18 protein-coding genes and 1 pseudogene are annotated in these 21943 nt (G+C 58.3%); 14 read left to right on the forward strand and 5 right to left on the reverse strand.

Features of this window, described 5'->3' with window-relative positions:
• Positions 1-263: 263 nt before the first annotated feature.
• Both ACVIGA_RS44085 and ACVIGA_RS44090 read left to right on the forward strand, forming a co-directional pair.
• On the forward strand, positions 264-1496 hold the full coding sequence (locus ACVIGA_RS44085) for a tyrosine-type recombinase/integrase (protein ID WP_456671117.1): 1233 nt from the start codon (positions 264-266) through the stop codon (positions 1494-1496).
• Positions 1497-1506: 10 nt separating this feature from the next.
• Entirely contained in the window at positions 1507-2340 is an 834-nt protein-coding gene (locus ACVIGA_RS44090) for a hypothetical protein (protein WP_456671118.1), read from the forward strand.
• A gap of 188 nt (positions 2341-2528) precedes the next feature.
• Here the strand turns inward: ACVIGA_RS44090 and ACVIGA_RS44095 are convergent, their stop codons facing one another.
• From ACVIGA_RS44095 to ACVIGA_RS44105, 3 genes are all read right to left on the reverse strand, one after another.
• Positions 2529-2849 carry a hypothetical protein gene (locus ACVIGA_RS44095; RefSeq protein WP_456671119.1) on the reverse strand — a complete coding sequence of 107 codons (321 nt, stop codon included), beginning with the start codon at positions 2847-2849 and terminating at the stop codon, positions 2529-2531.
• Positions 2850-2942: 93 nt separating this feature from the next.
• Positions 2943-4054, reverse strand: a protein-coding gene (locus ACVIGA_RS44100) for an IS3 family transposase (protein ID WP_173640965.1) whose coding sequence is annotated in 2 segments (ribosomal slippage) — positions 2943-3799 and positions 3799-4054 — 1113 coding nt in all. Because the reading frame shifts where the segments join, the coding sequence is not laid out codon by codon here.
• Between the two features lie 64 nt (positions 4055-4118).
• Complete coding sequence (locus tag ACVIGA_RS44105; protein ID WP_456671120.1) at positions 4119-4559, reverse strand: hypothetical protein; 441 nt, start codon at positions 4557-4559, stop codon at positions 4119-4121.
• 682 nt (positions 4560-5241) lie between these two features.
• On the opposite strand from ACVIGA_RS44105, the gene ACVIGA_RS44110 reads away from it, so the two are divergent.
• The 9 genes from ACVIGA_RS44110 (at position 5242) to istB (ending at position 16755) form a co-directional block, all read left to right on the forward strand.
• Complete coding sequence (locus ACVIGA_RS44110) at positions 5242-6102, forward strand: helix-turn-helix domain-containing protein (RefSeq protein ID WP_456671121.1); 861 nt, start codon at positions 5242-5244, stop codon at positions 6100-6102.
• The gene (locus ACVIGA_RS44115; protein WP_456671122.1) at positions 6099-6764 is read left to right on the forward strand and encodes a hypothetical protein; all 666 of its coding nucleotides are present in this window, start codon (positions 6099-6101) and stop codon (positions 6762-6764) included. Before ACVIGA_RS44110 ends, ACVIGA_RS44115 begins: the two co-directional genes overlap by 4 nt.
• Positions 6765-6799: 35 nt before the next feature.
• A complete protein-coding gene (locus ACVIGA_RS44120) occupies positions 6800-7027 on the forward strand; it encodes an HGGxSTG domain-containing protein (RefSeq protein ID WP_456671137.1) in 228 nt (75 codons plus the stop codon).
• A 311-nt stretch (positions 7028-7338) separates the two neighbouring features.
• Positions 7339-7662 (forward strand): XRE family transcriptional regulator, encoded by a 324-nt coding sequence (locus tag ACVIGA_RS44125; RefSeq protein ID WP_456671123.1) that lies wholly within the window; start codon positions 7339-7341, stop codon positions 7660-7662.
• Positions 7655-10666 (forward strand): HsdM family class I SAM-dependent methyltransferase, encoded by a 3012-nt coding sequence (locus tag ACVIGA_RS44130; RefSeq protein WP_456671124.1) that lies wholly within the window; start codon positions 7655-7657, stop codon positions 10664-10666. The genes ACVIGA_RS44125 and ACVIGA_RS44130 overlap by 8 nt, the downstream gene beginning before the upstream one ends.
• On the forward strand, positions 10663-11382 hold the full coding sequence (locus tag ACVIGA_RS44135) for a hypothetical protein (protein ID WP_456671125.1): 720 nt from the start codon (positions 10663-10665) through the stop codon (positions 11380-11382). Before ACVIGA_RS44130 ends, ACVIGA_RS44135 begins: the two co-directional genes overlap by 4 nt.
• 263 nt (positions 11383-11645) lie before the next feature.
• Positions 11646-14021 carry an SIR2 family protein gene (locus tag ACVIGA_RS44140; protein ID WP_456671126.1) on the forward strand — a complete coding sequence of 792 codons (2376 nt, stop codon included), beginning with the start codon at positions 11646-11648 and terminating at the stop codon, positions 14019-14021.
• 371 nt (positions 14022-14392) lie between these two features.
• Complete coding sequence (gene istA, locus ACVIGA_RS44145) at positions 14393-15892, forward strand: IS21 family transposase (protein WP_166309211.1); 1500 nt, start codon at positions 14393-14395, stop codon at positions 15890-15892.
• Positions 15892-16755: an IS21-like element helper ATPase IstB gene (gene istB, locus ACVIGA_RS44150; RefSeq protein ID WP_166107168.1), complete on the forward strand. Its 864-nt coding sequence runs from the start codon at positions 15892-15894 to the stop codon at positions 16753-16755. The genes istA and istB overlap by 1 nt, the downstream gene beginning before the upstream one ends.
• A gap of 3 nt (positions 16756-16758) precedes the next feature.
• Here the strand turns inward: istB and ku are convergent.
• Positions 16759-17397: pseudogene (gene ku / locus ACVIGA_RS44155) on the reverse strand (non-homologous end joining protein Ku); the annotation flags it as partial.
• Between the two features lie 140 nt (positions 17398-17537).
• Between ku and ACVIGA_RS44160 the strand changes: the two are divergent.
• Positions 17538-17933, forward strand: a complete 396-nt coding sequence (locus tag ACVIGA_RS44160; protein WP_456671127.1) for a hypothetical protein — start codon at positions 17538-17540, stop codon at positions 17931-17933.
• Between the two features lie 819 nt (positions 17934-18752).
• Positions 18753-19622, forward strand: coding sequence for a DNA cytosine methyltransferase (locus ACVIGA_RS44165; protein WP_456671128.1), 870 nt, complete (start codon positions 18753-18755; stop codon positions 19620-19622).
• A gap of 317 nt (positions 19623-19939) precedes the next feature.
• Here the strand turns inward: ACVIGA_RS44165 and ACVIGA_RS44170 are convergent, their stop codons facing one another.
• Positions 19940-20980 (reverse strand): matrixin family metalloprotease, encoded by a 1041-nt coding sequence (locus tag ACVIGA_RS44170; protein ID WP_456671129.1) that lies wholly within the window; start codon positions 20978-20980, stop codon positions 19940-19942.
• Positions 20981-21281: 301 nt separating this feature from the next.
• On the opposite strand from ACVIGA_RS44170, the gene ACVIGA_RS44175 reads away from it, so the two are divergent.
• The gene (locus ACVIGA_RS44175) at positions 21282-21923 is read left to right on the forward strand and encodes a DUF1353 domain-containing protein (RefSeq protein ID WP_456671130.1); all 642 of its coding nucleotides are present in this window, start codon (positions 21282-21284) and stop codon (positions 21921-21923) included.
• Positions 21924-21943: the final 20 nt, after the last annotated feature.

Raw genomic sequence — 21943 nt, forward strand, 5'->3', positions numbered from 1 at the left:
GGCGGGCTCAGTGGATAGGAAGGATTGTTGCGGGCGGCCATTCAACATCGCCACTAAAACAACGGGTTCGACAAAAGGCGCGCGGCCGAACGCTATCGGGGGTTCGAATCCCTCCCTCTCCGCCAACAAGGTTTTCGCTCACGTTCGCCAACGTTCAATAAGTCCAGTTAGAATAGGCGTTTCCGTCGCATTCTTGATCTGTACACGTTCGCCTGCCTTTGTTATAATTCGGGGGTAGAGCGAGGGTAGAGACGGAGGTAGACGTGCGGACCATCAACCGTCTCTCGTACAAGAAGGTCGAATCCCTCAAACAAGCCGGCATGTACAGCGACGGTGGTGGTCTATATTTGCAGGTCACTCAAGGCGCTGATGGCACGCCGCGAAAATCATGGCTTTTCAGATATGCGATAGGCGGTCGTGAACGCCAGATGGGCCTTGGTCCGTTACACGATGTGTCAGTCGCGGAAGCCCGTGAGCGCGCCGTTTCTGCTCGCGAGTTACGCCGCGCAGGCAAAGATCCCATTAATGCTCGGGAGGCGTTGCGAGCGGCCAACAGTCTGTCCGCAGCTAAAACGATGTCCTTCGACGAGTGTGCTGAAGCCTACGTGGCCGTGCATCGACAAGGATGGCGCAATGTCAAGCACGCAAGTCAATGGACCGCCACTCTCGCTACCTACTGCTCTCCGGTGTTCGGTAGATTGCCGATTCAGGGCGTCGACGTTGGTTTGGTGATGAAAGTTCTTGAGCCTATTTGGGCAACCAAGCCCGAGACAGCCAGCAGAGTACGCGGTCGCATCGAGCGAATCCTTGATTGGGCCAAGGTGCGAGGCTATCGCGAGGGTGACAACCCTGCCCGCTGGCGCGGACATCTTGATCATTTGCTCCCTGCGCGCGGCAAGATCAGGAAGGTTAAACACCATGCGGCATTGCCTTATGTGGAGATCCCGGCGTTTCTGACTGCATTGAGAAGTCGTACTGCCGTGGCAGCTCGCGCGCTGGAATTTGCGATTCTTACGGCAGCCCGGACGGGCGAAGTCATCGGAGCCAGATGGGAAGAGATCGATCTGAATGGCCGCGTCTGGACTATCCCCGCCGAGCGCATGAAGGGAGGGCAGGAGCATCGTGTTCCTTTAAGCGACGTTGCGGTCGAAATCCTAGCGCATGTCAGAAATGTCCGGCAGGACGCCCATGTCTTCCCAGGCGATCGACGCTCGGCGCTTTCTAACATGGCTTTTTTGATGCTCCTGCGGCGCATGGGTCGCGACGACATTACAGCCCACGGTTTTCGCAGTACGTTTCGCGACTGGGTCGAAGAACAAACGGATACACCGCGAGCTGTAGCGGAAATGTCATTAGCTCATGCGATTGGGAATGCGGTCGAGGCTGCCTATCGTCGAGGCGATTTATTTGAAAAGCGGCGTGTCCTGATGTCGAAATGGGCGAGATATTGCAATCGTCCAAAGTCAACTGTCACGGCCTTCCGCTCGAAACGCTGAGGTGCCGGCCTTGGTCGCCGGCAAAAGGGTGAAGGTCAAGGTCGCGAAAGCGTCGGCCAAGAAGCGCGCACGAAATCAAGCGTCCATAAATCTGCGTGGGGTCAATCGCATTTTGGAAGCAGTGGGTGAACGATTTACGCCCACCTCAAAGGTTGCTTTTAAAAAATGCTTAGAGGTCTGCGCCATTTGGTACAACGACGCGATCTACTACAACAACGGTGATCAACGGAAGGAGCTGGAGCAATACATTGGCGATCTGAGGACCGCTTTGGGAGATGTTGTCGAGTTACTCGATAACAAGAATATTCCACCATGCATAAGCTCATATTTCCAAGATTTCGCGCCCTATTCATCGTTGCTGACCCAGATCGAAGAACTTGATCCCAAGTTAAAGAGGGTGGGGTCGTTACGATCAGAAACTGTGCCGGTTACTGGCATGGAGCGCAACTTCATCGAGTCACTGCAGTATCAAGATCATTTTAAAGAGCGGAGCCCTTTTGACTGGTTGGCGGGGGTCTACCTTCCGGAAGTGTTTTACCTTTTCTTTCGAGTTCACGCTGGGTGGGGCAAGGGCAAGCAATTCCTGTCTTTCGCAGAATCTTGCCTGCGGGAGATGAAGGTCAGGACGGGAGGCGGTAAATACTACTCAAGAACAACTATCAGCCGAGCTGTGCGTCTGAACACACCGCGAAGAAAGACTGGCCCCTTGGTCGATCGAGATGTGCCCGATCAGTTGGAATGGTACCGGCATACGCACCTTATGAGCGTAATCGGCCTCCACTTAAAGACGCCGATCGAACGTGCCCGCGCGCTCCTGCAAGACGGACGCCAGCAAGGTCGCTAGCCCCGAGCGTGAATCATAAATATCGTCTGCTTCGGTGTCCACAACGGACACAAGTCGGACACCGCGCCACGTCCCCTAAGTGCCAACAGGTGACATGATTTCACTGAAGCGTTCGTGATGCGTCAGCAAGACTGCTGAAGTCGTTCCTTGGCAATGGACCACCAGACCCAGTTCGCGCAAACTAAAGTTTAGCGATCAGCCCAACCGTAAACGTCGATAGTCACTTTTGTAAGCCTGAGCGCCAATGCAGCAGCGAGCAGGAACGGCCAGATTAACATCTGACCGACGCCAAAAAGCAACTCCTTCTTTTCATTCGCATCCGGTTCTTTGATTGGCGGCGTTCTCAAAACGTAGTCGCGCCACATATCAAAGCGAAGCTGGACCGCGGCGAGAGGTAGATGAAAGCCGGTCTCCCTCTTCTTTTGTTCGTCTTCAAATAGGAGATCGTACGGAAGCCAGACCACTCTTACGAATTTGTCTGCAACCTCTGCAATCTGCGGACCGGTCATGCCCGGTTTAACATTTTCGTGGAATACTTTAGAGTTTTCACAGGGTACCCGCGACTTAGACACTATTTGACCTGCTCCCCGATTTGCCCTCGTTTATAAGGAGAGTCTGTTCTGGGTTTGGCCCCTGTTGGGGCGGGTTGCAAACTCGGTCGGTGTGAGCCCGTTGAGGCTCGTGTGCGGTCGGTTGGTGTTGTAGTCGATCCTCCACTCTTCGATGATCCGGCGAGCCTCGTTGAGATTGGCAAACAGGTGCTCGTTCAGGCACTCGTCGCGCAGGCGGCCGTTGAAGCTTTCGACAAAGCCGTTCTGCATCGGCTTGCCGGGCGCAATGTAGTGCCACTCGATCCCGAGTTCTTCCTGCCAGGCCAGGATCGCATTTGAAGTGAACTCGGTGCCGTTGTCGCTCACGATCATGCGTGGGCAGCCCCGGCTTTCAATGATGTGGCCAAGCTCACGCACCACACGCAGGGCGGTGAGCGAGGTGTCGACGACCAGACCCAGGCATTCCCGGGTGAAGTCGTCGACCAGGGTCAGGACACGGAAGCGCCGGCCACTGACCAGCGTGTCCATCACGAAGTCGAGCGACCAGCGCAGGTTCTGATCCTGCGGGATCGTCATCGGCGCCCGGGTGCCCAGTGCCCGTTTGCGGCCACCACGCTTGCGCACGCTCAGCCGCTCCTCCTTGTAGAGCCGGTACAGCTTCTTCCGATTGATCCGGACCCCTTGCCGAGCCAATAGCAGCCCCAGGCGACGGTAGCCGAAGCGGCGACGTTGCGACGCCAATTCCTTCAGCCGGGCTCGCAACGGACCATCGTCCGGTCTCGTCGGGGCATAGCGATAGGTCTTCGGTTGCAGGCCAACCAGCCCGCAGGCCCGCCGCTGCGAGTAGCCCTTCTCATCGATCGCCCAGGTCACAGCGCGTCTCCGCAAGCTGGGCGTCAGAAGTTTTTTCCGAGCATCTCCTTCAGTGTCGATGCGTCTAGCATCGACTCCGCCAGCAGCTTCTTGAGCTTGCGGTTCTCCTCTTCCAGGGCCTTCAGCTTGCGGGCGTCGGAGATCTCCATCCCGCCATAGCGCGACCGCCACTTGTAGAAGGTCGCATCGCTGATGCCGTGCTTGCGGCACAGATCGCTCGCCGACATTCCGGCAGCGTGTTCCTTCAAAACCTTGATGATCTGCTCTTCCGTGAACCTGCCTTTACGCATCGTCTGTCTCCTCGGTGGAGAACAGAACCCTAACTCAAAACCGGGGGCGTTTCAGGGGAGCAGGTCATATTTTATCTCGGCACATCGTTTCGCTTATTGCCGCGAGTATCTTCACCATATCGGCCCGCTGCTCTCCTTCATTAAGGAGGTATGCCGCAACGACTGCCCTATCGAATAGAAGGTCTCGTTGTCCTGAGTATGCGAGGACAAACACGAATAGCCCAATTGCTGCTACGCCGAGATACCAGTAATCAATCATCCGCGCCATTCGTTGGTTCAGCTTCGAATTGCTCGCGTAAGAAAAGTGCATGAGCGACAAAAAGCAGATGAATGCGACTATCAACCCGGGGACATACCCCAGTTGAAACCAGTAGATCGCAACGAGCACCGCTAGCGAAATGATGAAGCAGCCAAAGCTCCATTTACCGACAAGCCGTCTTTGCCGAGGCTGCCGATTAAGAAACTCGAAAGACTGTGTAATTGTCGGCCGTTTGCTCTGCGCCATATTTCTACTCCAATGCTTAGGGGGAATAGCAGAGGTTGCAATGGCGGTACAACCTACGATCTGAGTTTCGCCGACCCTCGCGCGCTCGTCCGTGTTTCGGGTTAGCTGCCGCGAGTATCTAAGGCGAACCGCAAAATCCGATCCGTAGTTGGGGCGCACTTCTGCTTTGGGTCGAAAAGCAGTCCTGACGGCCACAACACGCCTTCCAGCTCCCGCGGTTGCTCCGGAACAGCGGACATTGCTGCGCAGGCCCAGTTGGTCCGGATCAAACTTGGATCAATCCAAATTCGGCAGCGCGGGCGGGCAAATATATTTTTCTTAGAGTCGATTCTGCCCGCTATTCGGGCTGTACAGCCGCGTTTGGAATCGAACGTGGGTGAACGTCATGAACGCAAAAAGAGTCGTCGAGAAAATCGGATTCGAGATCATTTCAACGTCTACTAAGAACGCGCGGATAGCCATTGGGTGTGGCAACACCCGGCTTTATGAACTGCTAAACTCAGGTGAAATCCAGAGTTACACAGACGGGCGATCGCGTAAGATAGTCGTTGCCTCGCTTCGGGACTACGTGGCGCGGCAGGTAGAAGCTGAGGCTTCTAAGGAGCGCAAAGGCTGGACAGATAAAGCCACGCGGGCCCGTGTTCGCCGGCGACGGGCAACCAGCCCGACTGGTGTTTAGCCAATGGGCAATTCGCTGGATAACGACCGTGACTTCCGACAGGTCAAGATTGACTTAACCAAACTGGAACTGTCGGTCGACTGGCTCCCACAACCTGACAAAGACTTCCAGGCGGCCCGTCGCCGTTGGATGAACGTAGTCCGTGCCTCGAAGCTGCTGACCGGTGCTGAAAGGCAGATCGGTCTGGCAATCGCGCAAGAGTACATCAACCGGCAGCCTGGTCATCAATGGTATAATTGGGCTTGGCCTAGTCATCAAACTTTGGCGGATAAAACCGGGCTTAGCCGACGGACTGTAGTTGCGGGGATCAAGCGGTTGGTCATGTTTGGCTTCCTAATGATCACTCATGGCGGTGGCCGCATGGGCCGTGGTGGGCGCACCGATCGCTACACTCTGCGGATGGATCGCCTGGAGCTGCTGGCATCATTCGTAGCAAGCCGACGAGTGAAAGGTGTGAAAAAACTTCACACCTTTAAGGAGGCTATAAGCGGAAAACCGGACGAAAGCTGCGCAAAAGGCGACGCAAAGTTGGGAAATCTGATGCATCAAGATGTGAAAGGATTGCACACGACTCTACCTAATACTCAACTACAAGACTCTATTACGGAGCCATTCAGTCTGCCAACGGGCAAAGGATCGCTCTCCAGTAAGGGTAAACAAGCTTCTGCTCCGGCAACGTCAGTCGATTATTCCGCGCTTGCAAGGTGTGTAGGTGAGGGTGACGTTGCTGCAGGATGGGAGCGTCTGCAGGCTATCCCGGAAAGTGAAGTCGATTTGTTGGCACTGCGGCTGCGCAAAGATCCCTCTCAGGACCGAGAGATTCGGCGCGAGTTTTTCTCCCGTCGAGGGAACGCTCTGCCATGAAATCACGCATCAGGGGCGGCGACGCGGCGAGGAGCGCAGTGGCCATGTCAGAGCGGCTGCCGGTTGCCTTGCAGGATGCTGACACCGTTCGATCTTCAATGGTTGGAGCCGATTTCATCAAACGCGCAGGGCGCCCACCCCGCGTCCGAAAGCCTTCGCCCAACCACGATGTCGTATGCGCAGACGGCCCAGATCTCGAGGCGCACCGGGCAGAATTGCGTGCTGCCTTTGGGCAAACGGCGTCGGACGAGGTCGTCGAAGTCCTCATGGGTAAGCTGATCTCAGGGTTGCGGCCCAATCCCTTCGATGTGCTTCCAGAAGCGACGTTAAACGCGGCAATTGCGATGATTGCCTCCCTCAAGCCAGGCTCAGAGTTTCAGGCTTTGATGGCGACTCAAATGGTCATCGCCGGCTTCTCGGCGCTACGATTGCAGGAATTAAGCCAGCGGCATTTAGGAGAGGAAAACATCGCGGTCTATGGCGGCTACGCCAATCGGCTTATCAGGCTTCAAACCGATCTCCTGCAAGCCTTCGACCGTCACCGCCGGGGAAACACGCAGACCATCAATGTTCACCATGTCGATATTCACCCGGGCGGGAGGGGGGTCATAGGTGTAGTAAACACCCGTGTTGGAACCGATGGGGGGACTGACGCAAAATGACGTACAACCCCATGCATGCCGCTGGCACACCTGCAATGACACAGCTGGTCCCCTGCGGCGCGCGGACCCGGTCTGGTAGTCCGTGTAAGTCACCCCCCGTGAGGGGCCGGCGACGTTGCCGGATGCACGGTGGAGCCGCCGGCAGTGGAGCTCCTAAAGGCGCCCGAAATGGTAATTACAAGCATGGTCGTTTTAGCGCAGAGGTAGCCGCGATGCGCCGTTGGCTTCGAGAAGCAAAACAGCTATTGCGCAAAGTAAAGTAAAATTCTGAACGAGTTTGGGACGAAAATTTCAATCCGCACGATGGGCGCGCCTTGGTTTGGCGTGTTTCTCGGATGGGCCCCGTACATCCAAGGATCACTCCATCGAAACCCGGGCCCCAGTCGCGTCGTTCCCGCGGACACCGAGAGCGGCGTCACATGATCTAGGACGCGGTGGACGTGGCATCGCCCGTCGTAGAAGAAGGCCTCGCCGACGTCGCGCACTTGTTGCGCATGATGCTCACATCGTGGTAATAGCACATCAAACCGTGTGTTGCGCCACATCAAATTATGTGTATTGGGGGAGGGATGTTGTGCAGTACACTGAATTCCTCGCTGAGCTGATGCGCGCCGGTCTCAGCGTACGCAGCTTCGCTGACCTTATCGGCATGAATCCCAATTCGATCACCAATTATGCCAGCAAGGGCGAACTGCCCCAGCACATCGCGCTTATTGCGGTCCTCGTTGCCGAAATGGCGGCGTGCGGGCTCGATTATCGCAGCTCGATTGCGAGGGTCGCGCCAACTAAGAAGCCGCGCGGCGCCACCCGTCGCGGCCATTTTGGCGGTGACCGTCAGGCTACCTTGGATTTGCTACCACAAGCGCGCCGACGCCCCAACGGACCGTGCCATGATTGACTGGCTCGCGCGGCTTGAACCATTCGGTGCCGATCGACAGTCGCTGCACCTGCTGGATGTCGACGGTCCGGAGCTGCTCGCCTATGCCACGCTAACCAACGCGCAGCGCACCTTTGGTTCCATCCTTGGCAGCGTCGGTGCTGTCTATGAATGGCAGGATGCACCGCTCGTTTTTCTAGTGGATGCCGACCAGATTCAGGACGGCGCGCAAATCCATCAGCTCCGCCGCCTTCTAGCGATGCGCGGTGATGCGCCTTATCTCGCCGTCGTCGCGCCCGGCCGCTTGGACGTTTACTCTATCGCGCTAGATCACAAGACGCCCGCCCTGGCGCGAGTCGCAATCGATGCGTCCGGCGAGACCATCAAGGACCTCTTCCCGCATCTGGCCAACCGCCGACCGAACGCGGCTCGCACCAAGCAGGGTTGGATTTCCAATGTGGTTCTCAACCTTTTAACCGAGGCGATCGATCATCTGATCGGTCTTGAGCTCGACCACGGGGATGCGATCTCGCTGGTCGGTCGTGCGCTCTTTGCCCGTTTCCTGGGCGATCGGGACCTATTGCCCGCAAATCTGGGAGCGCCTGTATCCGCAGCCGCTTTGTTCGACAACGCCGACAATGCCCGGGCAACCTGTGTTTGGCTTGACGATACATTCAACGGCGACCTGCTGCCACTGTCGAAAAAAATCTTCGATACGCTGCCGCCGGACGCTTATCAGGTGCTCGGCAATATTATGATGCGCGCGCCGGGCGGCCAGCTTTTCCTGGGCTGGGCCGAACGTTGGGACCGGCTCGACTTCGCACACATCCCTGTCGGTGTGCTGAGTCAGGCCTACGAGCTTTATTTGCGAAGCCATGCTCCGGATAAGCAGCGCAAGGAGGGAGGCTTCTACACCCCGCGGCCAATCGCCGACCTGCTCGTCCGCGCGTCCTTTCGCGCTTTAGAGCGAAACACCTCCAGCGCCGAAGCGCGCATCCTTGACCCGGCGGCGGGCGCCGGCGTTTTCCTAGTTACAGCTTTTCGTGAGCTCGTAGGGGCGCGTTGGCGGGCCGACGGGAAGCGGCCTGATACCGAGCGGCTGCGCGAGATCCTTTACGGCCAAATCACCGGGTTCGACGTCAACGAAGAGGCCTTGCGCTTCGCTGCGCTCGCGCTCTATCTCATGTCCATCGAACTCGATCCGCAGCCGCAGCCGGTCGACAAGCTACGCTTCGATGATCTTCGGGGCAGAGTTCTCCACCTCGTCGCTTGTGAGGACGAACAGCCCGGCTTCGGCCTCGGAAGCCTCGGGCCCTTAGTCGGCGAAGTCCATCGGGGCCGGTACGACATGGTCATTGGTAACCCGCCTTGGTCTACCGGGACTAAGCTGGCCGACTGGTCGATGGTTCAGATGACAGTCGCGCGCATCGCGAGCGAACGGTCCGGCGCAAAGCTCTCGCCGCCACTTCCCAACGAGGGACTCGACCTCCCGTTCCTCTGGTGTGCGATGGAATGGGCCAAGCCGGGGGGGCAGCTCGCTTTCGCGCTCCACGCTCGCCTGCTTTTTCAGCAAGGCGATGGTATGGTTGACGCGCGTCGGATGATTTTTCAGGCACTCGACATCACATCAGTGATCAACGGTGTCGAACTGCGGCAAACCAAGGTTTGGCCCGAAATCGCGGCACCCTTCTGTTTGTTGATCGCTACCAACCGCGTGCCTGAGACGGGCGCTGGTTTCCGATTGATTAGTCCCCGGTTGGAGACCGCGCTCAACGCCTCGGGCACTATGCGTATCGACGCGCATTCAGCCGAGATTGTTGCGACCCAGCAGATGATCGAGACGCCCGACATCCTCAAAATTCTGTTCAGAGGGTCAAAGTCTGACCTCGGCCTGGTCAGGCGAATTCGCGGTAAAGATTTGCCCACTCTTGAGACATTCTGGCGCGATGCGTTCGGCGTCTCATCGCGCGGTCGTATGGTTGGCTCTGGGCAAGGCTATCAGCAGTTCCGGTTAAGCAGCCGCACCCGGAAGAGGGGTGACGGGCTCCCGGGCGCGGACGCAACCTATCTACATGGTTTACGCGATGTCACCGTCGCGTCCCTTGACAACGTTATGATCGACGCCAAACGCCTTCAACCATTTCGACATGCGCGCATCCACGATCCGCGCGATCCGCTCCTCTTCGAAGCGCCGCTCGCGATAGTTCACAAGTCTCCACCTGTCGACCGTGGGCGCATTCGCGTAGGCATCGCGGAGCGACCCGTCGCCTATAATGAGAACTTCTATGGGTATTCGCCAAGGGGGTCCGATCACGCGGACGTGCTTGTACGCTACCTCGCGCTCGTGCTCGGAAGCAAATTTGCGCTGTGGTTCACGCTACTCACTAGCGGCGAATTCGGGTTCGAACGCGAGGTCATTGAAAAGACCGCACTGGACCGCATTCCGCTTCCCGACTTCCGAGGATTCGGGGTTGGCCGTCGGGACGAGATCGTCAAGCTCTTTGAAATGGTCCGTGAATCCGATGCGGCCTGGGACGAGGTAGATCGCTGGGTTACTACCTTGTACGGCCTTGGCACTGACGACTTGCGGATTATCACCGATACGCTTTCTTACAATTTGCCTTTCGCCGAGACCAAGCTGGCGGCGCAGGCGCGCCCGGATCCACAAGTGGCCCAAGCTTTCTGCTCGCTTCTCCAGGATGAGATTGCCCCGTGGGCAAAGCGGTTTGACACTCCGCTTAGCGTTAGGATGATAGCCAGCCGCTCGAGCTCTCCCTGGATGGGACTTGTACTGGAGGCGGGAGCGAATAGGCCGGAAAGTCGTGTACAACAGGATTGGGAGGCATTGCTTGCAGTCGCCGACGCCACGGCGGCGAGCGAAGTGGTGGTAGAGGATGACAGCGGCGCGCTACTCGTTGGGCGGCTTGCCCAAAGCCGATACTGGAGCAATACCCAAGCGCACCTCCTAGCCCAGCACATCATCTGGACACGCCTTGAATTCCTGAAAGGGCGCAAACGCGCATGAGTTCTTCTGCGCTCTCGCCTCGTCCAGACCAAATCGCGGAATTGACCCGCGGTCTTGACCTGCCTTTGGCAGCGATCGACGATATTTATCTGCGTATAATTGCCGAAGGGGTGATCCAAGCGTTCAAGGACATACGAGCCAGCGTGCCCACGTCCGTGGCTTCTGGCGACGAGGCTGAAGTCACTGCGCTACTGGTCGCGCGGCTCAATCGCATGATTGAGGAGGATAGGGTCTGGCGCCAACTGGTGACATGCGTCGTTCGTGGTGCGGAGAGCTTGAGCTACAATGGCGCGCATCTGGAGAAACGCCCAGATTTGTCCATACTTCTGTCGGGTCGCGCGCTCCGGTTCCCGTTGATCGCCGAAGCTAAGATCATCGATGCTGTACGAGGCGAAAGTCTCTATTGCAGTCATGGGCTGAAACGCTTCCTCGATGGAGAGTATGCCTGGGGTGGCCGCGAGGCTTTTATGATTGCCTATGTGCGGGACGGAACGACGATCGCGAGCCGACTCGAACCTTATCTTGCAAAAGCAGCTAAGTCTGCAAGCTACGCTGTGCAGGGCGCGCTGACTGCGCTCGCCTACGGCTGCGACACCGCCCGATCGACCCATGGTCGGTCCTTCCTGTATTCGCATACGGCTCCGCCGGCCAACGAGCCAGGCGTCATCGCGCTCTGGCACCTTTGGGTCGATGCTTCGCCCCAAGCCGCGACGTAAGGGTGAGTAAGCTAGCGTTGGAAGACTGAACGAATGTCGCGCTCGCTCTTCAGGCGTATGGGGGTCTGCTATCGATCGCGCATGAAACTTAACTTGCTTCGATCTTTGCGCGGTGCGGCTTTGAAGCCGCTTGTCGTAAATCTATCCTTTCGCCGCGTGATAAGCCGCCTTGATTAACTTTGGTGCAATCGCCAAGATCGGCCGCTATGGGTTGCAGTTGGATGCATTTCACAACTGTATCGCGCGCCCACTGGAGAGCAAGAATGGTACAAGATATTGGCCAGCTTGGGGAGGTGGATCCGCAATCCTCCATCCTTTTTCTTGGTTCTGGATTTAGTCTGGGTGCAACCAACATAGCGAAAGGCAGTCCGCCAAATGGTCGTGGGCTGCGGCGGCATTTCATCCAGCAACTTCAACTGCCTGAGGACACTGGGTACGATTTGCAGGTCCTGACCGAGGAGTTCGCTGAGGACAACGCGAAGAAACTTCGCGATGAGCTCTACAAGCTTTTCCGGCTGACGGCACTGACCGATGAACAGAAGGCGGTTCTAAGCAAGTCCTGGCGACGGATCTATTCAACCAACTATGACGACGCGGTCGAGCTGTACCGCTTGAACACAAAGGCGTCGACAAACGCTTACGATGTCTCAGAGCCGGTGCCCAACAAGCTGGCGGAAGGAGCAATTATCCACCTTCATGGTAGCATCAGACTGATCACGCCCGACAATGTTAGGGACAGCTTGGTTCTCGGGGAGGCATCGTATGTGAACCAGTATGTCGTGCGGTCCCCATGGTACGACCAGTTCCAACGCGACCTTGCGTTCGCAAGCGCACTCTACATTGTTGGCTACAGCCTCGCCGACTATCATATCGCGGGGCTCTTGCTGGCCAATCCCAAGCTGGCCGAGCGTACCATCTTCATCCAGGGCCCAACGCCTGACGAGATATTTGTGCGACGTACGGCGCAATACGGCCGGACGATGTTCATCGGCACGGACGGTTTCGCCAACGCGCTCGCGCAGGCGCCGCGCCCGGTCACGTCGACGCTGGACAATCTCCGTTCATTCCGCTCTTTGGCTCCGACGCGCGACAAGAAGGCAAGCGCCCGGCCAACTGCCTCAGAGGTGTACGATTTACTGATCTATGGTGACTTCGACGCAGGACGAATGGCGCGCTCGCAGCCAAGGGAGGACTACGCGATCGCCCGGGTGGAAGCCGTGCGCACGGCCGCCGATTCCATTGAAGCCAAGGCCTCGTTGGTAGTGGACGGACGACTTGGCAACGGCAAGACCATCTTCCTGCATTTGCTTGCGTTCGAACTCTCCGCGCGCGGCTGGACCTGCCTTCTATTCCGCCCGGGCCATCCAGACATGCGGCGGGACGTCGCAGCACTCGCCGGGGCTGAGCGCGTCATTGTTTTTATCGAGCAGTACTCGGCGGCGCAGGATGCGTTGAGGGGCCTTCGAGAGGCACTGCCAAAGGCCAAAATAGTTGTAGAAGTTCGCACCGGGACTTTCGAGGTTCGCTTTCATGAGCTTGCAGACCTTCTCCCAAAGCCTTTCGATCGAGTAAGCCTCAACAAGCTATCACGCGCTGAGGTACTGGCGTTCAGGCGCCTGTGTGATCGCGCGGGCTTACGGGCGCCGGATGATGGCGCGGCTGACCTCCGTGACATACTGCTTGGTATATTCGAGAACCAGGCAATCCGTAACCGAATTCGTGCGGCTTTAGCGCCGTTGTTCGAGAAGAGGGCGACCCGTCGTATTCTTACGATGAGCATGCTGATCGCAACGCACCAAGGTGCGGTTGGCGCCGCGTTCGTGCGCTCGGTTGTTGGTGAGGATCCGTTTGTTGCACTGAAGCCCTTGGAGGATCTCTCTCACGAGATCTTTGAGACCTCCGCCGACGGATTTCGGGCGCGATCCGCCGTTTTCTCATCATTTGTGATCAGCGCATTCATGGATGCGGACGAAATTGCTGACGCGGTCGTGAATGTTACGCTCGCGGCGGCAAAACGCCGGGCAGAGCGACCATATCGTATTCTTATGTCCAATATGATGGCATATTCGAGCCTGCGACGGACGCTGCGCGGAAAAGGCGAGCCGGACGATATTATCGTCGGCATTTATGAGCGGCTTCGCTTTGATGACCGTGTGAACGGCGAGCCCCTCTTTTGGTTACAATATGCAATCGCGATGGCTGAGGTTCCTAGGCTCGACACCGCAGACGAATATATTGCTACGGCTTACCGAAAAGCCAAGGAAATTCCTGGTTTCCAAACTTACCAAATAGATACGCAGGCCTTCAGGATCGCGTTGCTGCGCGCGACCTTGGAGAAGCCTGGCCAAGCGATTTTCAACATTGAGACCATTCTAACTGGCCTGGAGCTCGTTGACAAAATGTTGGGAGAGAGCAGCCACCGTGCATATGCGGTGCGCGTGCTCGATGGCGTCCAACCATTCTTAGCGGCGCGGCGGGGTGACCTCGCTCAGGGTGAGCGCACAGCGTTACAGTTCTGGCTCTTGAAAACTGCCAAGTCCCTTGCATCATTGCCGAACGACTTCAAGGTGACGACGAGTTCGGAGGCGATGCGAGCCAACATCGAGGCGGCAGCCTCGACATTCGTTGCAGACCGTTAGTTGCTCAAGGCAACACGTGCTTGGACCTTCTGGGACAAAGCTCTTGCGCTCTGTCGAATAAACGGGGGTACAGGCGGGGGTATTATAAATAAATCAAGAATAGATCAATGATTTCAGCTAGGTTGTGCGGACTCCCTCTCCGCCATCTGACCGCCACGTGCGAAAGACCCTATAAAACAAGGGGCGCCGAGAGCCACCGGATTCGTCGGTGGAGAACCGCGGTGGAGAACCGCGATAGGACCAGTTTGCCATCATTTCTTGTGTTTCGGCATGGAATAAGGACCCCCGTTTCGGGGTGATCGGCATCCAATCGGGACCCCGGGATAAGGGTCCACAGTGGCTTCCATCGAGTCATGGAAGCCGAGGTTGGGATGCTGGTGGTGGAGACGATTGGTAAGATCCGTCGCGCCTACTTTGTTGATGGTCGTCCGATCAAGGCGATCTGCCGAGAACTTGGCGTATCGCGGAAGGTGGTTCGCAAGGTCATTCGTTCTCAAGCGACGGAGTTCCGGTACGAGCGCGAGACGCAGCCGCTCCCGAAGATGGGTGCCTGGAGTGCCGAGCTTGATCGGTTGCTGGCAGGGAATGAGAGCAAGGCGGCGCGGGAACGGCTGACGCTGATCCGGCTATTCGAGGAACTCCGCGGCCTGGGTTATGCCGGCGGCTATGATGCGGTTCGTCGATACGCCCGACGGTGGACCAAGGAACGCGGCACCTCGACAGCGTCGGCTTATGTGCCGCTGAGCTTTGCACCAGGCGAAGCCTACCAGTTCGACTGGAGCCACGAGGTGGTCCTGCTGAGCGGCACCACGGTGATGGTGAAGGCTGCTCATGTTCGGCTCTGTCACAGTCGCATGCTGTTCGTGCGGGCCTATCCGCGGGAGACGCAGGAGATGGTGTTCGACGCCCACGACCGGGCATTCGCCCTGTTCAAAGGCACCTGCACCCGCGGCATCTACGACAACATGAAGACCGCGGTGGAGACGATCTTTGTCGGTAAAGGCCGTCTCTACAATCGCCGCTTCCTGCAGATGTGCAGCCACTATCTGGTCGATCCGGTCGCCTGTACGCCAGCGTCGGGCTGGGAGAAGGGGCAGGTCGAGAACCAGGTCGGGCTGGTCCGGGAGCGCTTCTTCACGCCGCGGCTGCGGTTCAAAAACCTCGACGAGTTAAACGCCTGGCTGCTCGACAAGTGCATCGCCTACGCCAAGGCTCATCGCCATCCGGAGCTGGTCGATCAGACGATCTGGGACGTGTTCGAAGCCGAACGCCCCAAACTCGTTCCCTATGCCGGCCGCTTCGACGGCTTCCATGCGGTGACAGCATCGGTCTCGAAGACCTGCCTGGTGCGCTTCGACAACAACAAGTACTCGGTCGCAGCCAGTGCAGTCGGACGACCGGTCGAGGTTCAAGCCTATGCCGATCGCATCGTGATCCGTCAGGATGGACGTATCGTTGCCGAGCACCCGCGATCCTTTGGCCGCGGCGATACCGTCTACGACCCCTGGCATTATGTGCCGGTGCTCGCCCGCAAACCCGGCGCCTTGCGCAACGGTGCTCCCTTCAAAGACTGGGTGCTGCCGGCCGCGATCGAGCGGATCCGGCGCAAGCTGGCCAGCACCGACGATGGCAATCGGCAGATGGTCGACATCCTCACCGCGGTGCTGACTGACGGTCTGTCCGCGGTGGAAGCGGCTTGTGCCGAAGCGCTCAGTCACAGCGTCCATTCCGCCGATGTCGTTCTCAATATCCTGGCCCGTCAACGTGAACCCGCCCCACCGGCCAACATCATGACGCCGGCCGCACTGACGCTCCGTCATGCACCGATCGCCGATTGTGCCCGCTACGACAACCTCCGGAGGACCATCTGATGGAACGAACCCAAATCTTCGACCTCATGGGCGAACTTAAGCTCTACGGCATGAAGGCTGCCTTCGACGAGATCATGGCAACTGCCGTCAAGCGCCAGCACGAGCCTCAACGCATTGTCGGCGACCTGCTCAACGCCGAGATCAACGAGAAGCAAGCCAGGTCGATCAAATACCAGCTCACCATTGCAAAGCTGCCGCTCGCCAAGGACATCGCCGACTTCCAGTTCGACGGCACGCCGATCAATCAGACTCTCGTCAATGATCTCGCTGGCGGCGGCTTCATCGCCCAACAACGCAACGTCGTGCTGGTTGGCGGCACCGGTACAGGCAAAACCCACCTGGCCATTGCCATCGCCAGAAGTTGCATCCGCGATGGCGCCAGAGGACGCTTCTACAACGTAGTCGACCTCGTCAACCGGCTCGAGACCGAGACCCGCAACGGTCGGCAGGGACGGCTCGCCGAGCATCTGACCCGCATGGACTTCATCGTTCTCGACGAGCTGGGCTATCTGCCGTTCGCGCAATCCGGCGGTCAGCTCCTGTTCCATCTCATCAGCCGGCTCTACGAGCGCACCTCCATCATTGTCACCACCAATCTTGCGTTCGGCGAATGGCCCAGTGTGTTCGGTGATGCCAAAATGACCACCGCGCTACTCGACCGATTGACCCATCACTGCGACATCGTCGAGACCGGCAACGACAGCTGGCGATTCAAAAGCCGCGACGATGTTCAAACAACCCGCGCTCGCGCCGTCTCCGCAACCCCGACCAGCTCCGACGACCCGAGCGCTACCAGCAGAGCACGCCGATCAAAGGGGTCCCTTTTGGATGCCGATAGGGGGTCCCAGTCGAACGCCGATTGACACCTCGAACTTCCCGGGGTCGAAGGTTCCGGCCTTCTGGTTCACGATGTGTTTGGCCAGGTCGAGCATGTCCTTGGTCAGCTTCACTTCTTGAATCTCATCGAAGTATTCCTGCTCGCTGCGCACTTCATACGGGTAGCGAAGCAGCGTTCCGACGAGTCCCTTGTCCTTTGGTTCGAGTGCGATGATGTGCTCGCGGTTGGTCAAGACCACGCGCCCTATCGCGACCTTGTCCATCTCGCGGATGGTCTCGCGGATCACCGCATAGGCGTCATGGCCGATCTTGCCATCCGGGGTGAGATAGTACGGGCGGATCAGGTAGCGCGGGTCGATGTCGGACTTGTCGACGAATTCATCGATCTCGATGGTCCGCGTCGATTCCAACGCCAGTTCCTCGAGCTCTTCCTTCGTGACCTCAATGTACTGCCCTTTGTCGAGTTCATAGCCCTTGACGATGTCCTCATTCGGCACCTCGTCACGGGTGTCGGCATCGACCTTCACGTACTTGATGCGGTGGCCAGTCGCACGATTGAGTTGATTGAAAGAGATCTTCTCGCTCTCGGATGTCGCCGGATAGAGAGCGACCGGGCAGGTGACGAGCGAGAGGCGGAGAAAGCCCTTCCAGTTGGCGCGCGGGGCCATGGTACGCAGAACTCCAGTTCGGGGCGGCTTGGATTCAAGACGAACGGCAGGGCCTGGTTCCGACAGCCTGCACGACCCACTGCAGGATATTTTTCACGCCGGCTATCGACTCTCGTGTTCGCGTTATGTTCTATATAACGATGACTGACCGACCCGCGAGCTGGCGCATGCCGACACCCAAGCAGATGGACAAAATGGCCTCTCTCGTCGGCAAAAACGTGCCGCAGAAGCCCGGATTGGCTCCCGACGCCGATCTGCCCGCGGAATACTGGCAGGCGCTCCTGGACGACCCTCGCGCCGAGGCGCGGTCAGTCCCCTCCGGAGCGGCGCTGCGGCTGAGCCAAATTCCTCAACATATTCTGAGGGTGGGGTGCCGGCGCTGCGCCAGGGTCGTCGAGATTCAGAAGGTCGATGCCGTCCGCCTCTATGGTCGGGAGGCTCTCTGGAAGGATGTCGGGCGGCGACTCTTGGACAATACCTGCACGCAGCGAACCGGGTGCCCCGAAGAAGACGGCTGCTGGCCCGCGTTCGAGTAGTCGCCGGCGCGGCCGGAACTGGATGCTACCATGGCACCGAAGCATCATCCGACGCCCCTCAGCGGCGGCGACCGCAAGGCTCTCGCCAAGGAGCTCGGCCGCTCGCGTGCGATGACGACGATTCTCGCGGGGCAGGCTGCCGAGGCCCGAGCCAAGGGTGAGGCCCTCATCCGTCAGGCCCGCTCGCCAGTCCCTCAGCACCACGCCAGCCATCACGCACCTCGAAGCCGCCGCCGGGTGTCAAGAAGCAGCTCCTCACGTCGACGGACCCGGAGATCATCAGAAGGATCAAGTCGGCGGCCGCGCTGCGCGAAACGACGGCCTCGCTGGTGATGGAGCAGGCCGCCGCTGAGTGGCTCGAACGGCATCAGGACGGGGAGAAATAGGCGTGCGGCAGCTCGTCCACGGTGGTCGAACTGACCTCGAAATAGGACGTGGCGGGCTCAGGCCGCCTTCTGCGCCCGTTCCGCTATTAGCATCGGCAGCTTCATCAATCCGGGAATAGACTAAGTATGTGATTGATTGAGCTTGCCCAAGGATTCAACCCGTGAGACGATTCTGCTGCTTTCACGGGCACATGGTTTAGGAAACCAAGGCTAAGACGTCCAGAAAGTCGACCAACTGGGTCCAAAAGGGCGGCATCACCACCTTAAAATGGAACCGTAGGGGGTCGTAGGAGGCAAGGAAGTCCGCGGGATTCCAATCTCGAGGGCGAGGGCAGGGACATGAATTTCATTAGGACTGACGAGCGAATCGATTTCGCCCGCCGTCTGGCGGCTTGCTGCATCAGGAATCATGATCTCCGCTTGTCGGAGGTCGATGCAGGTGCCTAGCTATCTTGAGTTCTTCGCTGGCGGGGGAATGGTGCGCGCGGGCCTGGGCGGCCGGTGGAAGTGCCAGTTCGCGAACGATTTCGACCCGCTTAAGGTCAAGGTCTACGCTGACAATTGGGGCGACGCGGAAATCGTCGAGGACGACATACACAAGGTGGAGCCCGAAGATCTTGGTCGTCGCGTCGATCTCGCCTGGGCCTCGTTCCCTTGCCAAGACCTGTCAACGGCCGGAAATGGCCTTGGCATCGGCGAGGCCGCCGGCGCTAACCGCACCAGGTCCGGAACGTTCTGGGCGTTCATCGACCTGATGAAGGGGCTCAAGGCAAACGGGCGGCTGCCCCGCATCGTAGTCTTGGAGAACGTCGTCGGCCTCCTGACGATCAACGGCGGCGAGGAGTTCAAAACGGTCATTTCCTCGCTCGACAGGCTCGGCATGCGGGCCGGCGCGGTCGTTGTCGATGCTCGGCATTTCGTTCCGCAGTCACGCCCACGCGTCTTCATCGTCGCCATCGCCAAGACTTCGACGCTGGCTCACGAGCTCGTTCGCGAACAGCCGCATCCGATTTGGCATCCGGACACGCTGGTCAAGGCCGTCGGCAGGCTGTCGCCGCAATGTCGCGAGCAGTGGATCTGGTTCAATCTCGGCCCCGCGCCCGAACTCAAAAAGACACTCAATAAGATCGTCAAGAGCAAACCGATCGGCGTCGAGTGGCACACGCCCGCCGAATCGGCCGGTCAGGTGGTACACAGCGGTGGTCACAAATCGTCGCCGGGCTATTCAGGAATCCTTGTTTTTTCGGCGGATTTCGCGCATCCGGGCCAGGGAGGATGGGAGTCCCACTCTCTCCGCCAGTAGGCTCAAGAGTAGCGAAAAATTCTAGAAATGGCGCACTTTCGCGGATCCGCCAGGCGGCTGTGTAGCAGGCTTGTGCAGCATCTTGAGCGGAAAGCCCTCGAAATTGCTGGGCTTCGTTCTCTTGAGGCCTCGAAACTGCTTTGCAGCCATAGCTTCCCAAGCTGCATATGGAGTTCGATTCCCTTTACCCGCTCCGATTTTTTAGCGCGGCCTATCCTATGTCGCCAGGTACCCGTACATCGCCCTTTTAAATCTTAACTGCTTCGGGCGGTTGGGCATCGCCGCGCAGGGGATAAGAATTCCTCGCCTTCTATGAATCATTTCGGCAGCGCGTCCGCCCAATCGGCCGGCGGTCTGACGCCCGAGCTGGAAACGAACTCCAGTACTCCGGGCGCGGCGCCCACAATGGACTGCTCAAGGACAGCGGCGAGTGCGAGCGTGTCGCGCTCGGTCGGTGCCAGCGCGTCGCGGGAGAACTGACTGTCCATCAAAGCGTGCGCCGTCTCGTCATCGAAATGTTTGAGCCCGAACGCGTGCCCTAATTCGTGAGCCATGATCGGGACTAGATTGATGCAGCCGTCGTCGAGCTCGAAGCTGAGCTGCTTGTCGGGGCCAAACTTGAGGTGCGACTTGAAGCATTTGAACGCCCGCATGTTGAGCGCAATCGTCCGCCCCTCGATCTTGGCTCTGGCCAGCACAAGCGGGTATCTGGGAAAGAGTTCCGGATCGTCGAAGCCGAGTTCGACCACAAACGTGGCGCTCTGCGGACAGGAGAGACGGATCACCTGTGGCGGAAGGAATAGCTGATAGCCGTTGGCGCTTCGGCTAGTCCTTCCGTCCAAAAATTTGCGAAGGGCCGGACTGAGACGCGCTTCCATGTCCTTCACGGAAGACGTCCACAACGAAATACCGGATTGGAAAGCGTTCCGTAACTCGGTCCCGAATGCGTCAACATCGAATCCATCTGGAACCGGCCCGACGGGCTGCAAAACGAACGAGAAGCCGTTCGTTAGAATCTTGTTGCTCAATGGTGCTCTGTAGTCGAACGCGACGGCGACCTGTCGGCCTTCACGGCAGAACGAGCTCGGCACTTCGTAGCTTTCCGCAATCTGGCTTCGACAGACCTTCCGTCTAGCGATGCTTCTGACAGCGGATACCGGTCCGTGGGCCTGCTCCCATGGGCGCAAAGTGTCGAGGTGGACGTTGCGATCGGCGGTTATCGCCACGCTCTCGGCTATTATCGGCGCCGACGGTCCGCTAAGCTCGACGACGAACACGTCCAGCGATCCGTCCGGACAATCCGGAGCTGGGGGTGCCAGCTCGGTGGTCGCCGACCCGCACGAAATCTCGAAGGTCACACTGTCGACTTCGCTCCATGCTATCGATCGTTCCTCCGCTCCGTCGCAGCCTTCTGAGTACCGGATGAGAGTCCTGTCCATGACCAGGACGCGGACGTAAGCCGCATCTCCGCTGCCGCGAAGAACGTCCGCACGGCATGTCGAAGCTAAAATGACAAAGGTGAGCAGCATCAAGACTGCAGCTAAGCACGACTCCCGCACCACATGCCCCGTTTTTGCGACATTAGCATTGACGGCATACCGCAGTTCGGTCGTACAATAGATTGTACCCAGCGATCAATACTACCGGTTGAGAGTGGCCATGAGAGTTTTCATTTTACTTGCCGGACTTCTTGTCATGGCCGCCAGCGCCCGAGCAGAGGATTCAAGAGCAAAGTACGGCTCCTTCGTGGGAACGTTGGACCTGCGGATGAATGTCGACGGTCGCACAGCGATCCTCCTTGCGCCTTTCGCCTACATCAATCCGGATGGAAGAAGATTTGAGACGCCGGTTGGCTGGAAGGTTGATGGGGCTTCTATCCCCTGGCCGCTCTGGTCGATCATCGGCAGTCCCTGGACCGGGAAGTATCGTGAGGCCTCGGTCATTCACGACTACCTATGCGACATGAAAAAAGTGCCCTGGGCGACCGTTCATTGGACGTTCTACACGGCAATGCTCGCAAACGGCGTGGACGAGATCCAGGCCAAGATAATGTACGTGGCCGTCTACCGGTTCGGCCCTCGTTGGGACTTCGACTACAAGCCCGTGTGTCCCAACTGCCTAACGGTGCCATACCACGTGGATTCTTTTACGCCCACTTTTGACCAGAAGGAGTTCGAGTCTTTGAAAGCTCGCATCGAGAGCGGACAGCTCTCGCTGGATGATGCGCGCAAGGAGTCCGACGCCTCCTTCAGCGAACAAATCAAGACCCAGGAAATTGGGAAACCGGTTTTCGTCCGCTGACTGTCGCCAAGGAGAACGTC

Source organism: Bradyrhizobium sp. USDA 3240 (assembly GCF_054063295.1).